Origin of the sequence: Longitalea arenae (genome assembly GCF_016924755.1) — a bacterium.
Classification (GTDB): domain Bacteria; phylum Bacteroidota; class Bacteroidia; order Chitinophagales; family Chitinophagaceae; genus Niastella; species Niastella arenae.
The window spans coordinates 705,379-724,704 of sequence record NZ_JAFFJX010000002.1; the positions used below are offsets into that span (position 1 = coordinate 705,379).

The 19,326-nt window shown below is 47.0% G+C and carries 9 protein-coding genes; 6 read left to right on the top strand and 3 right to left on the bottom strand.

All coding sequences use genetic code 11. From position 1 onward, the window contains the following. Positions 1-109: 109 nt before the first annotated feature. The 3 genes from JT717_RS07695 to JT717_RS07705 form a co-directional block, all read right to left on the bottom strand. Positions 110-1,804, bottom strand: a complete 1,695-nt coding sequence (locus tag JT717_RS07695) for a RagB/SusD family nutrient uptake outer membrane protein (RefSeq protein WP_205509617.1) — start codon at positions 1,802-1,804, stop codon at positions 110-112. 19 nt (positions 1,805-1,823) lie between these two features. Next, on the bottom strand, positions 1,824-4,931 hold the full coding sequence (locus JT717_RS07700; protein ID WP_205509618.1) for a SusC/RagA family TonB-linked outer membrane protein: 3,108 nt from the start codon (positions 4,929-4,931) through the stop codon (positions 1,824-1,826). 356 nt (positions 4,932-5,287) lie between these two features. Beyond that, on the bottom strand, positions 5,288-9,364 hold the full coding sequence (locus JT717_RS07705) for a two-component regulator propeller domain-containing protein (protein ID WP_205509619.1): 4,077 nt from the start codon (positions 9,362-9,364) through the stop codon (positions 5,288-5,290). 124 nt (positions 9,365-9,488) lie between these two features. Here JT717_RS07705 and JT717_RS28590 point away from each other — a divergent pair, with 124 nt between their 5' ends. The 6 genes from JT717_RS28590 to JT717_RS07730 all read left to right on the top strand — a co-directional run bounded on the left by JT717_RS28590 (position 9,489) and on the right by JT717_RS07730 (position 19,253). Beyond that, positions 9,489-9,611, top strand: a complete 123-nt coding sequence (locus JT717_RS28590) for a hypothetical protein (RefSeq protein ID WP_255552926.1) — start codon at positions 9,489-9,491, stop codon at positions 9,609-9,611. A 1,049-nt stretch (positions 9,612-10,660) separates the two neighbouring features. Further along, a complete protein-coding gene (locus tag JT717_RS07710) occupies positions 10,661-11,224 on the top strand; it encodes a hypothetical protein (RefSeq protein WP_205509620.1) in 564 nt (187 codons plus the stop codon). A 322-nt stretch (positions 11,225-11,546) separates the two neighbouring features. Next, positions 11,547-12,104, top strand: coding sequence for a hypothetical protein (locus tag JT717_RS07715; protein ID WP_205509621.1), 558 nt, complete (start codon positions 11,547-11,549; stop codon positions 12,102-12,104). A 425-nt stretch (positions 12,105-12,529) separates the two neighbouring features. Further along, positions 12,530-15,655 carry a SusC/RagA family TonB-linked outer membrane protein gene (locus tag JT717_RS07720; RefSeq protein ID WP_205509622.1) on the top strand — a complete coding sequence of 1,042 codons (3,126 nt, stop codon included), beginning with the start codon at positions 12,530-12,532 and terminating at the stop codon, positions 15,653-15,655. 59 nt (positions 15,656-15,714) lie between these two features. After that, positions 15,715-17,529, top strand: a complete 1,815-nt coding sequence (locus tag JT717_RS07725) for a RagB/SusD family nutrient uptake outer membrane protein (protein ID WP_205509623.1) — start codon at positions 15,715-15,717, stop codon at positions 17,527-17,529. Positions 17,530-17,630: 101 nt separating this feature from the next. Then, the gene (locus tag JT717_RS07730) at positions 17,631-19,253 is read left to right on the top strand and encodes a sialidase family protein (RefSeq protein ID WP_240347909.1); all 1,623 of its coding nucleotides are present in this window, start codon (positions 17,631-17,633) and stop codon (positions 19,251-19,253) included. Positions 19,254-19,326: the final 73 nt, after the last annotated feature.

Here is a 19,326-nt window from a genome sequence, read left to right on the forward strand (position 1 = left end):
TCCCAACATTCGTTAAGTACCTGTTACCGGTTCCCGTTCAGGCAGCATGCCTGCCAATGTTCAAACTGTCGATGACTGGCGACCGGTAACTGGTAACAGGTAACTACTATTAGTATCCGCTGTTTTGTTGGATCTTGTTGTTACTGGCCTGAATTTCGGCACGGGGTATTGGCAGCCAATAATGTTTGGTCTCGAATTTACGGCCGTCGAGGGCCACTTTGGGGGCATAGCTTAAGGTGCTGCCATTTTTTGTGATCGTAATTCCGCCGGCTGGTTTGTTTTCCGTGATCTCGGCGATCTTCCATCTTCTTACATCATAAAAACGATGCTCTTCAAATGCGAGTTCCACGCGCCGTTCATAACGGATCGCATCACGCATTTGCGTTTGCGACAAACCTGCAGGCAGGGCCGGCATATTAACGCCTGCTCTTTGCCGCACCAGGTTCAGGGCTGTGCGGGCCGACAGTGTTGAACCGGGGGGCACGACGTCTGCACCATAGGCTTCGTTGGCAGCTTCAGCGAAATTCAATAATACTTCAGCATAGCGGATATAATACCAGGGTTGAAAGCCGGCATTGCCCCAGGGATTCTGTAATGGATAAGCGTCGTTCATGAACTTCTTTAAGTAATAGCCGGTTTTGGAAGTGTTCCAGTTGTCGGGACCATCCTTGCTATCCTTACCACCAGGCACAAAGGTTTCAATAGTACTGCCGCGATAGCTGGCGCCATTGTACAGTATGGTAGCATAAAAACGTTTGTCACGCCCAAAATAAGGATTGTTGGGATCATAGCCGGAAGTAGGATCGGTGATCGCTTTGCCATTGTCCATCTGGTAATCGTCTACCAGGTTTTGCAAAGGCAGGTTACCGCCCCAGCCGCCATAACTGTTAGGCCCGTTGGCTATTTCGAGGTGGGTATGACCGGCGTTTTTTGTATACAGGCGCACAAAGATAGATTCGTTATTGTCGCCATTGAGGAACAGGTTGCCATAACCGCCGGAATAAATGCTGTATTTGTTCAACCCGATCACGGCCTGCGCAGCGGTAACCGCTGCCTGCCAGCTGCCGGCGGCGTATAAGGGGCTGGCCGCATATAACAGCAATCTTGATTTAAGCGCCAGGGCAGCGCCTTTGGTGGCCCGGCCCAGCAGCCAGCTGCCATCGTTGTTCAAAGGCAATAATGCAGCCGCCTCGTCGAGTTGCGCAACGGCATAATCGATCGATTCTTTCAGGGAAGCTCTGTTGAACAGGGATTCTTCCTGCAGGTTATCGGTGAGATTATATACGTTATCGCCCATCAATATCACACCGCCATAATTTCTGATAAGGTCATGGTAGCGGAAAGCCCTGATGAATTTCAATTCGCCCAACAATTTGTCTTTATGCGGACCGCTCATGGTTACTTTTTCAATATTGTTGATGGCAAAATTGCAATCGCGAATACCGCGGTAACTGCGCCCCCAGATGGTGCCGGCGATGCCGGTATTCTCCGGCGCCAGTAGTCCTTTCTGCACGAGCCAGGTGTTGTCATCGTTATTATACATTGATTCATCGGTAAGCGAGCTCCACATGGCGTATTCAAAACCACGGCCGAAGCCGGGATTGGTGCCGTCGCCCTCCTTATCCTGTAAGCGGATGCCTACATAGCGGGCGTACACATAATCTTCGAACAGCGCAGAGTCTGCCAGGATAGCATCTTCCGAAACGCGGTCTGTTGGCTGTACATCCAGGAAATTTTTTTTGCACGAGGTGATCGCTGTTGCAAGAACAGCGCTATATATGATATTTCTGAATATTCTTTGCATTGCTGACAATTGATGGTTTTTAAAATCTTAATCCGAGCCCCACGTTTATAATCCTTTGTTGCGGGTAGAACTGGCCGCTGTAATTGTCTCCTTCCGGATCATAGTCTTTCACTTTGGTGATGGTGAACAGGTTGAAAGCGCTTATGTATAACCGGAGCGATTGCATCTTCATTTTGGTCAACAGAGGACTGTTTACATTATACCCCAGCTGGATATTCTTCAGCCGCAGGAAGGCTGCGTTATTCAGCCAGAAGGTGCTGGGATAACGGCCGCCATTCACCGAGGCAGAGGTCCTGGTATCTACCCGGGGATAGGAACCATTCGGATTGTTAGGGCTCCAGCGGTTATCCGCCCAGCTGCTGTAAAAATTGCCAACCGTGCCAGCCTCCGGCAGCACGAACTGGCTTACGTGCGCTTGTCCGGCAAATACAATAGAGATGTCAAATGCCTTATAATCGGCGAATAATACGGCGCCATAAGTGATCTCGGGAATATTACCATATTTGGTACGTACCTGGTCATCGGCCGTGATCTGGCCATCGTTGTTATAATCCTGCAATATCAGGTCTCCGGGTTGTGCGCCGCTCAGGTGCGGATACTTGGCGATCTCTTCGGTGCTGCGGAATACCCCAAGTGAATTGTACAACAGTTGAGTGCCCAAAGGACGGCCGGTTTGTTTTTGATAAGCCAGTACGGCTGCAGCTTCGTCCATGAATACGATCTTGCTTTTGGCAAAAGTGAAATTACCGCTGGCGCCATAATGGAATGTTCCTTTGCGATTGTAATAACCAAGGGTTGCTTCCATTCCATTGCTGTTTACTTTACCAATGTTCTCAGAAGGTACCAATGGGTCGGAACCAAAAGCATTCACGATACCGGTTACATTGGGAATAGAGGCATTACGGGTAGTAAGAATATTGCTTCGTTGCTGGCGGAACCAGATGAACTCAAAGAAGATATCGTTGAACAGCACCGCTTCCAGCCCGATATCTGCTTTGCGGGCTACTTCCCAATGAACCTGTTTGTTGGCCAGTTTGGTAAGATCGATGCCCGGCACAATGGACGAACCCAATACCACCTGGCTGTTGAATGAATAGTTATTAAAGTACTGGAAGGGATTTATATTGTCGTTACCCAGGGTACCATAAGAGGCTCGTAGTTTCAGATCGCTTATGAAAGAAACATCCTGCAGGAAAGATTCCCTCGACAGGCGCCAGCCTGCCGAAAAAGAAGGGAAATAACCGAACCGTTTATCTGGCGGAAAAGTCGTTGACCCGTCAATACGCATCTGCACGTCGAAGAGGTATTTTTCGTCGTAGTTATAAGAGATCTTTCCCAGATAACTCTTACGGGTAAAATGATAACTGCTGCCCGAGTTGTCGCGGTCGGTGGCAGCGGTTCCCCCCTGTGATAATTCAGGTGTTTGTGTGGTGGGGAAGTTGATGCGGGTAGCGCCAAATGTTTCCCGCCGCAATTCACTTTGCTCATAAGCCACGAATGAGTTTACATTATGTTTGCCAAAGCTTCTTACATAATTCAATCGCAGGTGGGAAGTGAGCTGGGTGTAATTTTCCTGGCTTTCGCTGAGGGAGGCTGCATTGTTTGATCCGCCTACGATCCTGGAATTGTATGTATTGGCGTTTTTGTCGTACGAATACAAGAGGTAAGGGGTTGAAAACGTTTTGCCGAAATACCATGACTTGTCTACAGCCAGGAATCCTTCTACTGACAGCCCTTTTAGTGCAGCAATATTATAATTGCCCTTCAGGATGCCGTTGAATACCGACCCCGGATTTTTGTTGAGGCCGCCAATACCCGTTGCCATCATCGCCGGATTATTTCCTTCAATGCCACTCGAGGGCAGTCCATTAGGGTAAAAAGCCGGACTGGTTGGATATGCCCGGTAAATGGAGCGGAAAATATTGCCTGCGGTAGATGTTGGAAATTGCCGATCTTCCTGGCGACCTGATAAATACACACTTACTTTAAGGTCTTTTGAAATGGTAGCATCGAGATTGGAGCGGAAGCTGTATTGATTGTATTTCGCAGCGCCGTTCTTATACAAACCATCCTGGCTCAGCAGGCCGGCGCCCACATAGTATCGCACATTTTCCGATCCTCCAGCGATGGAAAGGTTCAGATTGTCCTGCCCGGTTGAACTTTTAAGCGTGGTCTTTGCCCAATCGGTATTGGGATAATTCAGTGGATCGGAACCATCGGCAAATTTTTCAATTTCGGCAGCCGAGTATTGCTGGTTCAAACCACCTGCGGGGTTATTATAATAGGCGATCTCGTTGGCGATGGCGGCATAGGTAGGTGCATCGGCCATTTTGGGTAACCGGGTGGGAGAGGAGAAGCCATGATCATAAGTTACCGCCAGCGAGGTTTTACCAGCTTTACCGCGTTTGGTAGTAACCAGGATAACCCCGTTGGCTGCACGGCTTCCATAGATGGCAGCCGATGCATCTTTTAATACGGAGATATTATCAATATCCATCGGGTTTAATCTTTCCAGGCCACCGATCTGCCCGGGCACCCCGTCTACCACGATCAGCACATCATTATTTCCCATGGTGGCCAGGCCGCGGATCCTTATCGATGAGCCGTCATAACCCGGCTCGCCGCTCCGGTTATTCAGCATCACGCCTGAAAAACGGCCGGCGAGGGAGTTGGATACGTTTACCTGTGGGCTTTTGGTAAGGTCACTTCCTTTTACTACCGAAACCGAACCGGTGAGCGTGGCTTTCTTTTGGGTGTTATAACCTACTACCACCACTTCCGACATGTCGATCTGGGAAGTTACTAATGTAATATCCATGTTGCCGCTTTTTACCGCCGTTTCCAGGGTAGCGTAATTAACATGGGTAAACACCAGGGTAGCTTTTGCGGGCGCCTGAAGCGAAAATTTACCATTTTCATCGGTAATGGTACTTGTTTGGGTGCCTTTAATTGTAACAGTGACACCAGGTACCGGGGCGTCAGCTGCGGTGACCCGGCCCTGAACCGCAGTTTGCGCAAAAAGCGCGTTTCCTGAAAATAATATGAAACCAAGGAAGAGAAGCTGACGGGCGGTCCTGTGGAAAAGCGTACAGGCTGCCCCTTTTTTCAAGTGCAGAAATTGTCTCATACGAACAAGCTCGTTTGGTTAAAAAATCGGAATAAGCTGAAGGCTTAAGGCTTAATGCTGAAGGCGAACGGCAGATCCTTATGGTTTTTGGGTGCCGGACATGGCGCTTAAGGTTCGGAATGTCGCTTCCCGCTGTTAGCGGTTTGCCTTGTCCTTCCGCTCTTCGCTATTGCAAAGTAGGCTTCCGGCGAGGGGCGGAGAGGGGGTAAATCGCTAAAATGAGGGGGGTAAAATCTAATTTGCTAATTAGCTAATGTGCCAATTAGGAAATTGAAATACAGCTTTTAGAATAGTGTATTTTGAAGGAAAGGTTATAGTCTGTATGGTCCCGTTTTAGGGCTTGGGTATGCTGCCCTTTAGGGTGCAGGGGGGCTAATGACATTATGATCACGGTTGAAGGAGTGCCGATATTTCTTTATATATTCAGAAGGCGTCATATGAAAGACCTTAACGAACTGTTCGCGGAAGTAGCGCACATCGTTGATGCCAACCTGGAAGGCGGCCTGCCGGATATTCATATTTTCCGTTAACAGGAGCACCGCTGCCCGCCGTAACCGGATGGAACGGATGAAGGCATTCAGCGACTGTCCCGAGATACTTTTGACCTTATTATATAAAGCCGGATGGCTCATGCCCATGGCTTTTGAGAATTTTTTGATGGTGAAATCCTCGGTGTCGATATGCTGTTCAACCACCGCAATGCATTTCCGCAGGAACTCCTGGTATTCTGCCGGTACTTTTGTGGTGGTTTCCCTGAGCGTGATGCTGTCGAAGAAAAACCGCTGCAGCAGGTTCCGGTTCCGCAAAATAGTTTCCACCTTTGCCTGTAAAAGGATTTTATCAAAGGGTTTGGTAATATAATCGTCGGCGCCGCCTTCAATTCCTTTCAATTTTACATCTGTGGCTGTTGCAGCCGTTAACAGGATCACCGGAATATGACCGAGGATCTCACTCTGCTTAAGCTTTGAGCAAAGCTCCAATCCATCCATACCCTGCATATTGATATCGCTGATGACGAGGTCGGGAATGTGTTTCAAGGCCAGTTTGTAACCATCGTCGCCATTGTTAGCGCAATACACCAGGTAGCTGTTACCGAAGATCTGTTGCAGGTATTGGGTGATCTCCCGGTTATCGTCTATCAGGAGGATCGATTTCTTTCCGGTAACTACTTCCTCGGCCTGCTTGCCGTCCTGTATGGCAGCCAGGGGTTCGGAAATCTCTTCGGGTTGCTGTTCTACCTCCGCAGCCAGTTCTTTGAGGAGGTGGTTTTGTTCGAAACGCTCACTGCTTACATATTCATAATGGGCAGGCAGGTGAGAAATTCCCTTGAACAGGGTAATGGTAAAAGTGGTGCCTTCGTTCAATCTGCTTTCACAGGTAACTGATCCTTTATGACTTTCAATATACTGTTTCACCAGGAAGAGACCGATTCCGAAACCAGATTGCCGTTTCCCTTGCCCGGCCTGCTGGAATTTCTCAAAAATGCGCTGGCTGTCAGCTGCAGGAATGCCGCATCCGGTATCCTTCACAGCCAGCATCACCGAATTATTTGTTTCTTCTACACTAAAAAGGATGGTCCCCTTTTCCGGCGTGAACTTAAAAGCGTTGGAAAGCAGGTTGAACAGGGCGATCTCAATTTTTTCGTAATCGGCGTAAATGGTCAGCGAAGGCGTGCTGGTGGTGAACCGGTAATCGATACCCCTGCTTTTGGCCTGGTGTACAAAACATTGGTATACTTCATCGCATAACTGTATAATGTCAATGGCGGCGATCGTGCAGGTGTCTGACCCTTTATCAGCTTTCCTGAACAATAGCAATTGATCCACCAGGCTCAGCAGCCGGCGCGCATTGCGGTAGGCGATCTTCAGATCATTGCGGGGATCTATTTGCAGCACTTCCCTGATCGGATTGATAATCAGGGAAAGCGGCGTTCTGAATTCATGGGAGATATTCGTGAAGAAAGTGAGCTTTCTTTCCATCAGTTCTTTTTCCTTTTCATTTTCCACGTGGGCGAGCTTGATCTCATACTTTAACCGTTCCTGCGTTCTTGTATACCGGATGTACAGGTAAATAGCGGCGGCAAAACAAACCCCATATAATAAATATGCCCATAGGGTGCGATACCAGGGTGGCAATACAATGATCTGCAATAATTGCGTTTCCCGGCCCCAGGTGCCACCGGGGGTCATGATCTTTACTTTAAACTGGTATTTTCCTTCCTGCAGGCGGGAATAGTTAGCCGTTCTGATCTGGTTCACATAATTCCAGCCCTTATCCCAGCCCTGTAAATAATAGGCGTAATTGATCTTGTCGGCCCCGGCGTACTTCAGTGCGAGGTAGTCGAGCGACAAAACCGCCTGGTCAAAAGGAATGGTGATCTGTTCAATATTGTCACCGGTTCTTGCTGTAATAAATTGATTGCACCCTTCGGTGATGGTATTGTTTATTTTCAGGCCGGTTAAAAACAGGGCCGGTTGTTCCTGTTCTTCCTGAACACTATCGGGATAGAAGACATTAAAACCTTTAATGCCACCGAACAAAAATTCACCTGATGACAACGCAAGCGCTGCATTAAAGCTGAACTGGTTGCTTTGTAAGCCGTCGGACTGAGAAAAATTGCGGCCGGTCTTTGTTTGCGGATTGAAGCGGCACAAACCATTGTAGGTGCTTAGCCATAAGTTGCCTGCGCCATCTTCCAGTATACGCAGGATAGTGTTGCCGGGCAGGCCATCCGTAGTGGTGAATCGTTTGTATTTGCCGGTTTTGCGGTCGAACAACAAAAGGCCGCCTTCCTGGGTGCCGATCCAGAAATTATGGTTGCGGTCTTCCAGCAAACAGCGCAGCGTATAGCCGATATTGAATTGTTGATGTTTTTTATGCGCCCGGTCTATATGAAAAAGGGTAGCATAATTGCCGCCCCAGAAACCGCCCTGCCGGTCTTCTGCCAGGCATTGCAGGTTTTTGATGCTGTTATCGAAGAGTTCGAACCGGTCCTTTTCTCTGTTGAGCAGGTACAAACTGCCTTCGTTGGTAGCGCTGGCCCATAACCTGTTCTGCGCATCCTGGTATAACATCCAAACGTTATTCTCTTTTTCCCGGCTGACCGGGTTATAACAATCGTAGCGGGTAAAGGCGCCGGTTGAGCGATTAAAGCGGTTGATAGCGCCCAGCCAGGTGGATACCCAAATTTCATCGTACTGATCCTTAACGATACTGGTAATGAAGTTGCTGCTGATGGCATTTTTATCATTGCTGTTGCTCGTGAATTGAGAGAACTGGTTCTTTTTTCTGTCCCAGTACCGAAGTCCTGCGCCGTCGGTACCGATCCATACATTATTCTTTTCATCTTCACAAAATGACAAAATGAAATTGTTGACCAGGTTGTCATTTCCCGGCGGATTATACGTTATATGCTGAAAGGAGCTGGTTTTGGCTTCTATAATATTGATGCCGCCGCGTAGTGTACCGATCCATTTACGGCCATCGGCATCTTCATAGATCGAATACACGGCATTACTGTTTACCACCGATCTGCCGCTGGCCGAGGTAAAGGGAGTGGCGCTGATGGCGCCCGGTGGTAATTTCAGTAAACCATTGCCGTCGGAGCCGATCCATAATACCTGTTGTTTATCGAAATACAGGTGAACGATCTTGCCGCGCCAGGGCAGATAGTTAGCGGAAAACTGGCCGCTGGCGATATTATAGCGGAATAATCCGTTCTCATTGCCCAGCCAAAGATTTCCCAGTTTATCCGCTTTTAAACAATTGGCCTGCCTGATACTGCTGGTGATCAGGCGCAGCTGCCGTTTGCTTTGATCATACTGGCAGAGACCTACATGTTGAATAAAAACCCATACCGTTTTGTGTTGGGCATCGGGCTCAATGGCGGTCACATCATAATTCACTGCTACGGAATTGTTGTGGAGCATCGGGATTTGCATACCTGCTGCCTGTTTATTGGTGAACACCAGTAAACCGCTTTGCTGAGAACCGATCAGCATTTCTCCATTGCCGGCCGCCTTAATAGTATGAATGTTATCCTGCAAATACTGGTGACCGGTTTTTTTCCAGCGAGTGTATTGTAAGCGGGAAAAGCGGGCGGAGACAGGATCGAAGACACAGGCGCCTTTTAGGCCACCCACCCAGATATTATGTTCGGGATCTCCTTCGATGGTGTAGATGGTATTGTTGTAAAGGGAAGTACTGTCGCTAATGACGTTCCGGAAGGTTTTGAAGCCATAGCCATCGTAGCGATTGAGGCCGTCGTAGGTGCCAAACCACATAAAGCCTTTATGATCCTGGTAGATGGTAATGACAACGTTATTACTCAGGCCCTGTTCAATACCGAGGTATTTGACCGGGTAATTATCGGCAAGCGTATGCATGGCCAGCAGGACCAGTAATGTGAAGATGGCAATGGCTTTATGACCCATGAAATTCCCCCCTTTCAGAAATCGTTAGGGCTTAAAAGTAGGGAAAAACATTGATCGAGCTGGCTTTCCGGTACTGCCCTGGCATAGTTTTTTTACCTGTTATTGTGAACTAAAACGTTTAATTATGGATAATCCTAACAAGAAGAAAGCTGATAGCAAACGCGTCAGTAAGCAGTCGCATGAGCAGGCTTATCAAAGACGTAAAAAGACAGCTAAGAAATCAAGCAGTAAAGCAAAAAGTAAATAATTGTCATCTTTTCTGTTTACTGGCCTCCCGATGTTTCGGGAGGCTTTTTTATTTGGGGGGAGCGAAGAACTGCGCCCTTATATCCAAAAATTATTTACTCGCCGTTGGCTCGGAATTACCAGCTCATGTAGCGATCGAACAATTATTGAACCATAAAAACCAAAATCCAAACCTTTAACCAGGAAGTAGATAATAGGTTTGCAATAAGGCCGCAAACGGAATTCAGCAGCGAAAAAGACAGGAGTCCGCACTTCATTCAGCAATTACCATTTCGCGTTCCATCTGGGAATCTTTCCCTGATGGCACTTTTTAAAAGTTGCATTTTATTTCGTACAGGATGATCGTTCAGCTGTGAATATTTATTCTAAGTACAAACTGATTATCCCTAACTCCGGCATTTCCATGCCGGAGTTTCGAAATTTACACCAACTGCAGTGCAGGACCGGCGCTGGTTGCAGCGATTTAAAGCGATTACATTCAACAGTTATTTATAGCTGTTACAAACTGCCTTTATCACATAGATCCGCGTTTGTTTATAAAAATTTTCAGACGGCGCTTGTTTATATTGACTCATTAGTGTAATTTTGACAATTATAAATATTTGCCATCCCTGATAATCATAATCCCACCGATTGCAGGAAATAATATCCAGGTTTGCCACGAGAAATTTGATCTACATCTGCAAAACGCTTGTCATTTCTATTGCAGAAACGATGAGATGCCTTTACTAACACAATTAACGCTTGCAGCACCCTAACTGCCGAGGAAAATGAAGGTGTAAAACCTTTATTATTTACTATTAGCGAAGCTTTAGCCCGGAAGAATTGTGAATGGACGCATTCTATGCGGCTGTATTGGCCGGCGTATGTGCGCCAAACGGCAAAATAATGTATTCTATAAAAACTATAATAAAAAACGCGATGAAGTACAAAATCCTGCTCCCTTTGTTAGTTTCTGGTTTATTCCTGTATTCTTGTTCAAAAGACGATTCGGGATCAACTAATAAACCCGGAGAGACTATCCTTGAAACGTATTACCCCGGGTCGGCTATGGAAATTAAAGAACTGTCGATCCGTACCAGCACTGGAACCATTACCGATCCGGCTTTTATCCAGGATTTCATAAACCGGAATGTGGCTGAAGAGGTAAAAAGTAAATTTATTGTGGGCGCGTCTTCTGTTCCGGTTTCCGGATCGAACCAGATCCTCTACTTCCTGGAAAATAACCGGGTAAATGTGGGTGGCGTAAATATGCAGATCACCGGTTACGGAGACTCTACAATGATCGTTTCTGAGTATACACCTACACCGTTCCCATCTATAAATTCATATTGCGATTCATTATTGGCCGTCGTTCCCGATCAGAATCCGCTCGTAGGTTGCCCTGATGGCGATTGTAAAGAGTATCGTAAATCTTTTACCCTGATCACCTCTGGTCCTAACTATTATGCGCCGTTGTTGACTTATGCCGTTGTAACGAAAAGCTGCATAAAAACAGCATCAGGTACTCCCGTGATCAGCGTTATCAGCCGTGATCTGAACCAAGCACTGACAGCTGGCGACTCCGTACTGATCCAATATGCTAAATTGCCATTAATAAAAGACATGAAATAATGTTTTATATAAAGTTGAATAAAAGGGCTGCCTGCAAATTATATATGCAGCAGCCCTTTCTCTTTTTTATGATCGACCGTGTTTTGGTTTCGTAGTTTTCATACGCGTCAATAGTACATTTACTTGCGTAATAAAGTGATCAATGACGGCTATTATAAAAAGAATGATAGCAGCAAGCCTCAGCGTAACTATTTTCACCTGCAATAATGGGTCATACACATACAAAAAACCGAGATTCACCCCATTTTACTATCACATACATACTAATTGGGATATATTTGTACGTTTATTACTAACCACAATTTAACCCAAAATCAGTATCATGAAAATTATGTTCAGATCTCTTGGTTTAGTAGCCGTATTAGCCATGAGTACCCTTTTACCTTCTTGCGACAAGGTTAAAGATGCTATTTCCATCAACATTGGTACGCAAACGGTAACTGCAGACTTTTACATCACTGCTCAACCGCAAGGAACACAGGAGTTGGCTATGTTTCAATATGGGATCAATATTGATTCTCTTATTAAGATTAAAAGTCCGGACCTCGGCATAGGCAACATCAAGAAAGCAAATATCCAAAGCGTTCATCTGACTTTATCCAATGCTACACAGACGGATAATTTTGGTGCTTTTTCTGCTTGTGAACTCGGCCTCGCTTCCAGCTCCAAACCTGAGTACACCGTAGTGGCAGCATTGACCGCTAACCCTGATACCTATGCCACTTCCCTGGATATTCCAGTGAATACTAATCTCGACGTGAAAGATTATTTTAAATCGTCTGTATACTATTTTAAATTTTCCGGTACTACCCGCCGTGCAACTAGCACCACACTGCAGGGTAAGGCTACCATCAAATTCGACGTTGAAGCAGGCCTGTAATTGCCGCACTCTGTAGTTCGAAACTTAGCGCCAGGGGCGCTCCGACCAGGTCGGGGCGCCCCTTTTTTGCATTTCTGCCCTATCCGGTGCGCTCTTCGAACTCCGGTTCTTTTGATACCAATGTTAGCCTGCATTGCCTGGCTGCAAAAATAAGACCTACATATTCTGTCGCTAATGATCGGTGCCTTCTATCGGTTTTGCGTTCGGAATGAACATCTTACAAGCGAATATTGAAGAAAACATACAATTTTTTTGGAATTCCGGAATTTCTTTTCATTTTTGTTATGTAGAACATAATGCTACGCTAACGACTAAAACGCTTGTCATGAAAACGAACCGCCAACCCGGGTGGACCAGCTTCCACCGTTCCTGCAATTTTTCATTTTTTCCAACATACTGATAACTACCAGCCAAAAACTAACGCTATGACCCTAAAAAAATCGCCATTGCGTGCGCGCAAATGGTGTTCGCTTTTGCCGTTTTTTACGCTATTGTTCCTGGCCTCCCATACCGTAGCCCAGGATCGTATTTTAACGGTTACCGGAAAGGTGACAGATGAGCTGGATAAGCCCCTGAGTGGTGTAACCATCCAGATCATGCAAACCACCATCGCGACGGCTACCAACAAGGATGGTTTTTACAAGATCAATGTAAACCCTGCAGATTCCCTCGATTTTTCTTATACAGGCTACCGCCTGGAACGTTTACCGGTTAAGAACCGGGTCGATTTGAATGTAAAACTGACACCCATCGCCGGTAGTATGAATGAAGTGACTGTGATCGGTTATGGCCAACAGAAAAAAGTGAGTGTTGTAGGTTCACAGGCCACAGTAACCCCTGAAGACCTTAAATTACCAGCCAGAGACATTGCAAGCATGCTGGCCGGACGAATTTCCGGTGTAATAACGACATCGCGTGGTGGCGGACCAGGCGCCGATAATGCCAGCGTGCTGGTGCGTGGGGTATCCACTTTTGGTACCGGCAGCAGAACGCCCCTGATCATTATTGATGGAGTGCCCGACAGAAGTTTTAACGATGTAGACCCCGAAGACATTCAAACCTTCACCGTATTAAAAGACGCGACGTCAACCTCGGTGTATGGTACCCGGGGCGCTAATGGCGTAATTCTCATCAATACCAAACGGGGCGTAGCTGGCAAACCCCAGATCAATGTTGAGTTGAACCAGGGCATCACCCAATTCGTTCAACTGCCCAAGTTGCTGGATGCGCCTACCTGGATGGGATTGTATAATGAAGCGCTGGAAACAAGGGGCCGCGACCCGTTTTATTCAGAAGAAAGAATTGCGCTGCACCGCGATGGTGTTGATCAGGACCTGTACCCGAATACTAACTGGTACAAAGAGTTGTTCCGGGATCATGGCTTAACCCAACGCGCGAATTTTAATGTAAGCGGTGGCGCCGACAAAGCCAATTATTATATCTCTGGCGGTTATTATAATGAAACCGGTTTAATAAAACCTTACTCTGACGAAAGCTATGATACGAAATCGTATTACCGCCGTTACAATTTTACCGCCAACATAGGAGTGAACATGACCGGTACCACCAAGCTGGATCTCGGCATTGCAGCCATTATTGATAAACGCAACGGACCCTACGATGGTGCCGTAACCAATGTATCGAACAACCTGTTTGAACAGGCGTTACGTGTGCCGCCGCATATCATTCCGGCCAAATACTCCAATGGTCAATGGGCCGGCACGCCGGATGGCCGAAGCAGTCCAGCCCGCTTTGCCTTCGGATTCGGCGCAGGGTATAATTATTCTGCCACCATTCGTCCGAACATCAGGGTCAAGCAGGATCTGGGTATGCTCCTAAAAGGGCTGTCGGTATCAGGACTGTTTTCCTTTGATGTGTATACAGATGCTACTGTGGCCACCGTGCGCTCTGCCCGCATGTATTATGCAGAAGGACGTGATGCTGCCGGCAATCTCATTACCCGGCAGTTAAATACCAGCAACGACCTGCTTTCTTATGCTTCAGCACGGTCTACCGAACGCCGGATGTATTCTGAAGCATCATTGAATTACCAGGCCAGTTTTGGACGGAAGCATGAGGTGGGCGCTTTGTTATTGTTCAATCAGTCGGAATTCGTTGATGGAAATGCCACCACTTTTACCACTGCCACACCTACCCGCAACCGCGGTTTAACAGGCCGTGCCACCTATGGCTTCAATAACCGGTATTTTGTTGAAGGAAATTTTGGTTACACAGGGTCTGAAAACTTCAGTCCGGCAAACCGGTACGGATTCTTTCCCTCCTTTGGCGTCGGCTGGGTAGTTTCCAGTGAGCCGTTCTTCCAGCCGGTCACCGATGTGCTTTCCTATTTCAAACTACGTTACAGTTATGGGCTTACCGGTAATGCTGGTTATAATAACAACCGCTTTTTGTACCTGGACATGCTTACCAAAACTTCTTCGGGGGTTTACCAGTTTGGTACGCCTACATCCCTGTCGCCCAATTATGGGGGTTATTCGCAAACGCAGATCGCTACTGATGCCAGCTGGGAAACCTCGTATCGGCATAACCTGGGGGTAGAAATGAATTTCCTGCATAATGATCTAAAACTGATCGCAGAAGTATTCAGGGAAAGAAGAGAGGATATTTTGCGCGCTGATCAAACGATACCTGGCATCTCTGGTTTCGACGATGTGAATCCCATCCGCAATATTGGCGTTGTATTGAATAAAGGCGTTGATGTAACGCTTTCCTACAACCGGCAATTTGCAAAATCCACCTGGTTTACTTTCACAGGAACCTTCACGTATAATAAAAACACCAACCTGCAGGATGGTTTGGCCCCACAACCTTACCCCTGGATGGAATGGAAAGGCAAAGAAGTGGATGCGAAAACATTATACAAAGCTGTTGGTTTGTTTGAAAGCCAGGAAGAGATCGATAAATGGGCAAAACAAACCGGTAATCCAAAAGTAGGTGACATTAAGTATGCAGACCTGAACGGTGATGGCGCTATCAACAATTTTGATATTGCCCGCGTAAATGTTTCCGGCACGCCAAAAATGATGTACGGACTGAACATGGCTTTTGGTTTTAAAGGCTTCGATATCGGCGCCTTTATACAGGGAACCGGTAAGGTGTACCTCCTGTATGGCAGCGGTGATGGCACCTTGCCTTTCAATAATGGAGCGAATAGTCCGAACCTCTACGCTGCTGTGGTAGATCGTTGGACGCCTGATAATACCAATCTGCATCCTTTCTATCCGCGCTTAAGTACCAACCAGGATCCTACGTCTAATTTCCTGGTCAGTGACTGGTGGCTGCATCCCGCCGATTTTATCCGCTTGAAGAGTGCTGAACTGGGTTACACCTTACCCGCTGGCGTCTTACGCAAACACAAGGTGAAGAACCTGCGGCTGTTTTTAAACGGCACCAACCTGATCACCATTTCAAGGTGGAAATACTGGGATCCTGAATTGAATGATACGGGAACCAGTTCTACCACGGTCACCAGGGGCGGATTCTATCCGAATATCAAGGCGTATAATTTCGGAGCAAGGGTTACTTTTTAAAATAAGGTGACTACTCGCATTTGCTCCATCAATCATCATTCACAAATGAATTATTTACAATGAAGTATTTACTCATCATCATACTGGGTGCAACACTTGTTGGTTGCAAAAAAGGGTACTTCGATAGTATTCCCCAGGACCTTGTTTCTATCGATGTTATTTTTAAAGACAAAACAGAAACAGAGAACTGGCTGGCTTCGGTGTACAGCTTCTTACCTGATCCCTGGTCAACCACTACCGGATCTGGCCGTTACTGGGCCGGCTTTACTGAAGAACTGGAGCTGAACAGCGCCACTGTACAGGCAAGCGGGCTGCTAAGCGGGGCCAATTCAATCAATACCTGGAATAACACCTACCAGGGCATCAGGATGGCCAATATATTTATGGCGAATGTCGAAAACAGTGAAACCAACCTGCTGAAAGAGCCCAACGGCCGGGAGTTGATTGAGCAGTATAAAGGAGAAGCGCGTTTTTTACGTGCCTATTATTACTGGACGCTTATGAAACTGTATGGACCCGTTATCCTCGTGGGTGATGAACCGGGGAAGTATAATGACGATTACCAATTGCCGCGTAACAGCTGGAGCGAATGTATCGATTATATTCTTGCCGAAATGGATGCTGCGCAGCAGATGGTGCCTGATAAACATCTAACATCATCCGGAGCAGAAGATGCTACCCAAACAGGCCGCATCAATAAATTGGTGATCAGTGCTGTAAGATCACAGGTATTGTTGTTCGATGCAAGCCCATTGTTCAATGGCAATCCGGATTATGCCAACTTCAGGAACAGTGATGGCAAGCAGTTGATGAATACAGGTTATGACGCCGGTAAATGGGCGAAGGCCGCTGCCGCCGCTAAAGCCGCTATTGATCATGCCAAAGCAAATGGCAGAAATATTTTCAGGGCAACCCATGCTGATCCTTTTGTGGCTGCATTCAATTCTTACCGCGATCTTTTCCTGTCGGGTTGGAGCACGGAAGGCATTTGGACACGCGCCGTTACGGCGTATTCCACCTGGGAAAACGATGCGGCGCCCCGCGCTGCGAATGGCAATTCGTTTAATGCGTCTTTGTCGGTGACCCAGGAAATGGTTGACAAATTTAGAATGACCAATGGCAAATCGATCGATGAAGCGGGCAGCAATTATAATCCCAACGGATTTAGTACTACTGCAAAAGCAGGATACTATGTAACAGGTACTGCCAATATGTATGTGAATCGCGAGCCGCGTTTTTATAATACGGTCACCTTTAATGGCGCTACTGTGCCTTTTGTTGCCAAGTCGGGTCAAACGCATGTGCAATATTGGCCAACAGGAAATTCAGGCAACGCAAATGGCAGCGAACCGAAATTTCCCAGAACAGGTTACCTGGTGCGTAAACATACCAATCCATCCAGGAATTTATCAAACAATGCAGGCAATGTGGTACGTCCTGCCATGTATATCCGTTTGGCGGAATTGTACCTGAACTATGCCGAGGCATTGAATGAAGCTGATCCCGGTAATCCGGAGATCCTGGTGCATTTGAACGCCATTCGCACAAGAGGCGGTATTCCTGCGTTGGCTGCCGGATTAAGCCAGGCAGAGATGCGCAAGCAGATCCAGCTGGAAAGGTGTATTGAGCTGGCGTATGAAGGCCACCGTTTTTTTGATGTTCGCCGTTGGAAAATTGCCAACACGAACGAGGGCAGACAGGGCGGCGATTTTACCGGCATGAATGTGTATGCGGGCAATGGATTGACCGATGCGGCATTTTATGCAAGAACCAGGATGTCTACCAGGGTATGGGATAACAAGTATTATATTTTCCCTATCCCGCAAAGTGAATTAAACAAGAATTTTGCCATGGTGCAGGCGCCGGGGTATTAACCGCGCGCTCAGCCGTTTATCCGTAATGTAGAAATAAATCTTAAAGACCGGAGATGCGAATTACAAAGATCATATTTTATTGCTTGCTCGGTGTAATGCCAATGTTTAGTGTGGCAAATGCAAGACCAGGGGCTGATATTAGTATCTCTCAACAGCATTACCAGGTGCCTGTATTAATTCAGAAAAAAGACAACCCGGTTTTGCAGGTCCATATACACATCGCTTCGAACCACCACAAGGTGCAGTTCACCGAAATGGGATTAAGCACGAGCGGAAGCACTGACCGTAGTGATATTAAACAAGTAAGCCTATATTATGCAGGAGCTGATGCCGGCCGGAAAAATCTCGCCAATGTAGATAAGTTGACATGGGTGGGCAGTACAACCAGTATCAGCGGGAGCTTGTTGATCAAAGGCGATCTCTCGCTATCTCCGGGTGATCATTATTTCTGGGTATCTGTTGAGTTGTTTGAACATGCTTCTTTGTTGAACCGTATTACGGTAAATGCCAGCAGCGCCGTTTTAAATGGTAAAAAGACCAGGATCCCGGGCGCGTCAAAAACGCAACAGCGTATAGGCATGGCATTACGGCAGCAAAACCAGGATAACGTGCATACCTACCGCATTCCCGGCCTGGCAACCGCCAAAGACGGCAGTTTGCTGGCTGTATATGATGTGCGGCGCGAAAGTGCCCGGGATCTGCAGGGCAATATCGACATTGGAGTAAGCCGCAGTACCGATGGGGGCAAAACCTGGCTTCCCATGCAGATCGCCATTGATATGGAGCAATGGGGTGGTTTACCGGAAAAATTTAACGGCGTTTCTGACGCAAATATCCTGGTAGATAAAAATACCGGTACCATTTTTATTGCCGGGTTATGGATGCATGGGGTGTTGGATTCTACTACCGGTAAATGGATAGAAGGCCTTACAGATACCAGTACCTACTGGAATCACCAATGGAGAAAAAAGGGCTCACAACCGGGATTTGATGTGAAGCAAACCGCCCAATTCCTGATCGTGAAAAGTGAAGACAATGGCAGGACCTGGAGCAAGCCGGTGAACATAACTAAACAATGCAAGCAGGAAGCCTGGTGGTTATGGGCGCCAGCCCCGGGGCAAGGTATTACTTTACGCGATGGCACCCTGGTCTTTCCTACACAGGGGCGAGATAAGTCAGGAAGATCTTTTTCGAATATAACCTACAGCAAAGATGGTGGTCTTACATGGCATACCAGTAACCGGGCATCCAAAGAAAACACTACCGAGAACATGGCGGTCGAACTGTCAGACGGCACCATTATGCTGAATATGCGTTGCAGTAAAAATAAAGATACTGGTGACACCAACGGCCGGGTAATTGCCATAACCAGCAACCTGGGAATGGATTGGACTGAACATCCAACCAGCCGTGGTGCTTTGCACGAACCGGTTTGTATGGCCAGCATTATACGGCATGACTATGTTTCGAAAGGTCAAAAAAGATCGGTTTTGTTATTTGCAAACCCAGATTCAAAAACGACCAGGCATCACATGACCATTAAGGTAAGCTATGATGACGGGCGCACCTGGGCTGCTGATAAAAAAATACTGCTCGACGAATGGAAGAGCAGGGGATACTCCTGCTTAACCAGTATTGATGCGGAAACCATAGGAATTGTGTATGAAAGCAGTCAGTGCGACCTGGTTTTCCAAAAAATAAAATTAAAGGAGTTCTTGCCATAATTACAAGCCATGCTTTCATTAAAATAGGGCTGATCCAACGGGTCAGCCCTATTGTATTTTCATGAGTAATATG

Coding starts and splice junctions, on each gene's coding strand:
- JT717_RS07710 (WP_205509620.1), top strand. CDS start 10,661: ATGGAAATTAAAGAACTGTCGATCCGTACCAGCACTGGAACCATTACC.
- JT717_RS07705 (WP_205509619.1), bottom strand. CDS start 9,364: ATGGGTCATAAAGCCATTGCCATCTTCACATTACTGGTCCTGCTGGCC.
- JT717_RS28590 (WP_255552926.1), top strand. CDS start 9,489: ATGGATAATCCTAACAAGAAGAAAGCTGATAGCAAACGCGTCAGTAAG.
- JT717_RS07700 (WP_205509618.1), bottom strand. CDS start 4,931: ATGAGACAATTTCTGCACTTGAAAAAAGGGGCAGCCTGTACGCTTTTC.
- JT717_RS07720 (WP_205509622.1), top strand. CDS start 12,530: ATGACCCTAAAAAAATCGCCATTGCGTGCGCGCAAATGGTGTTCGCTT.
- JT717_RS07730 (WP_240347909.1), top strand. CDS start 17,631: ATGTTTAGTGTGGCAAATGCAAGACCAGGGGCTGATATTAGTATCTCT.
- JT717_RS07715 (WP_205509621.1), top strand. CDS start 11,547: ATGAAAATTATGTTCAGATCTCTTGGTTTAGTAGCCGTATTAGCCATG.
- JT717_RS07725 (WP_205509623.1), top strand. CDS start 15,715: ATGAAGTATTTACTCATCATCATACTGGGTGCAACACTTGTTGGTTGC.
- JT717_RS07695 (WP_205509617.1), bottom strand. CDS start 1,804: ATGCAAAGAATATTCAGAAATATCATATATAGCGCTGTTCTTGCAACA.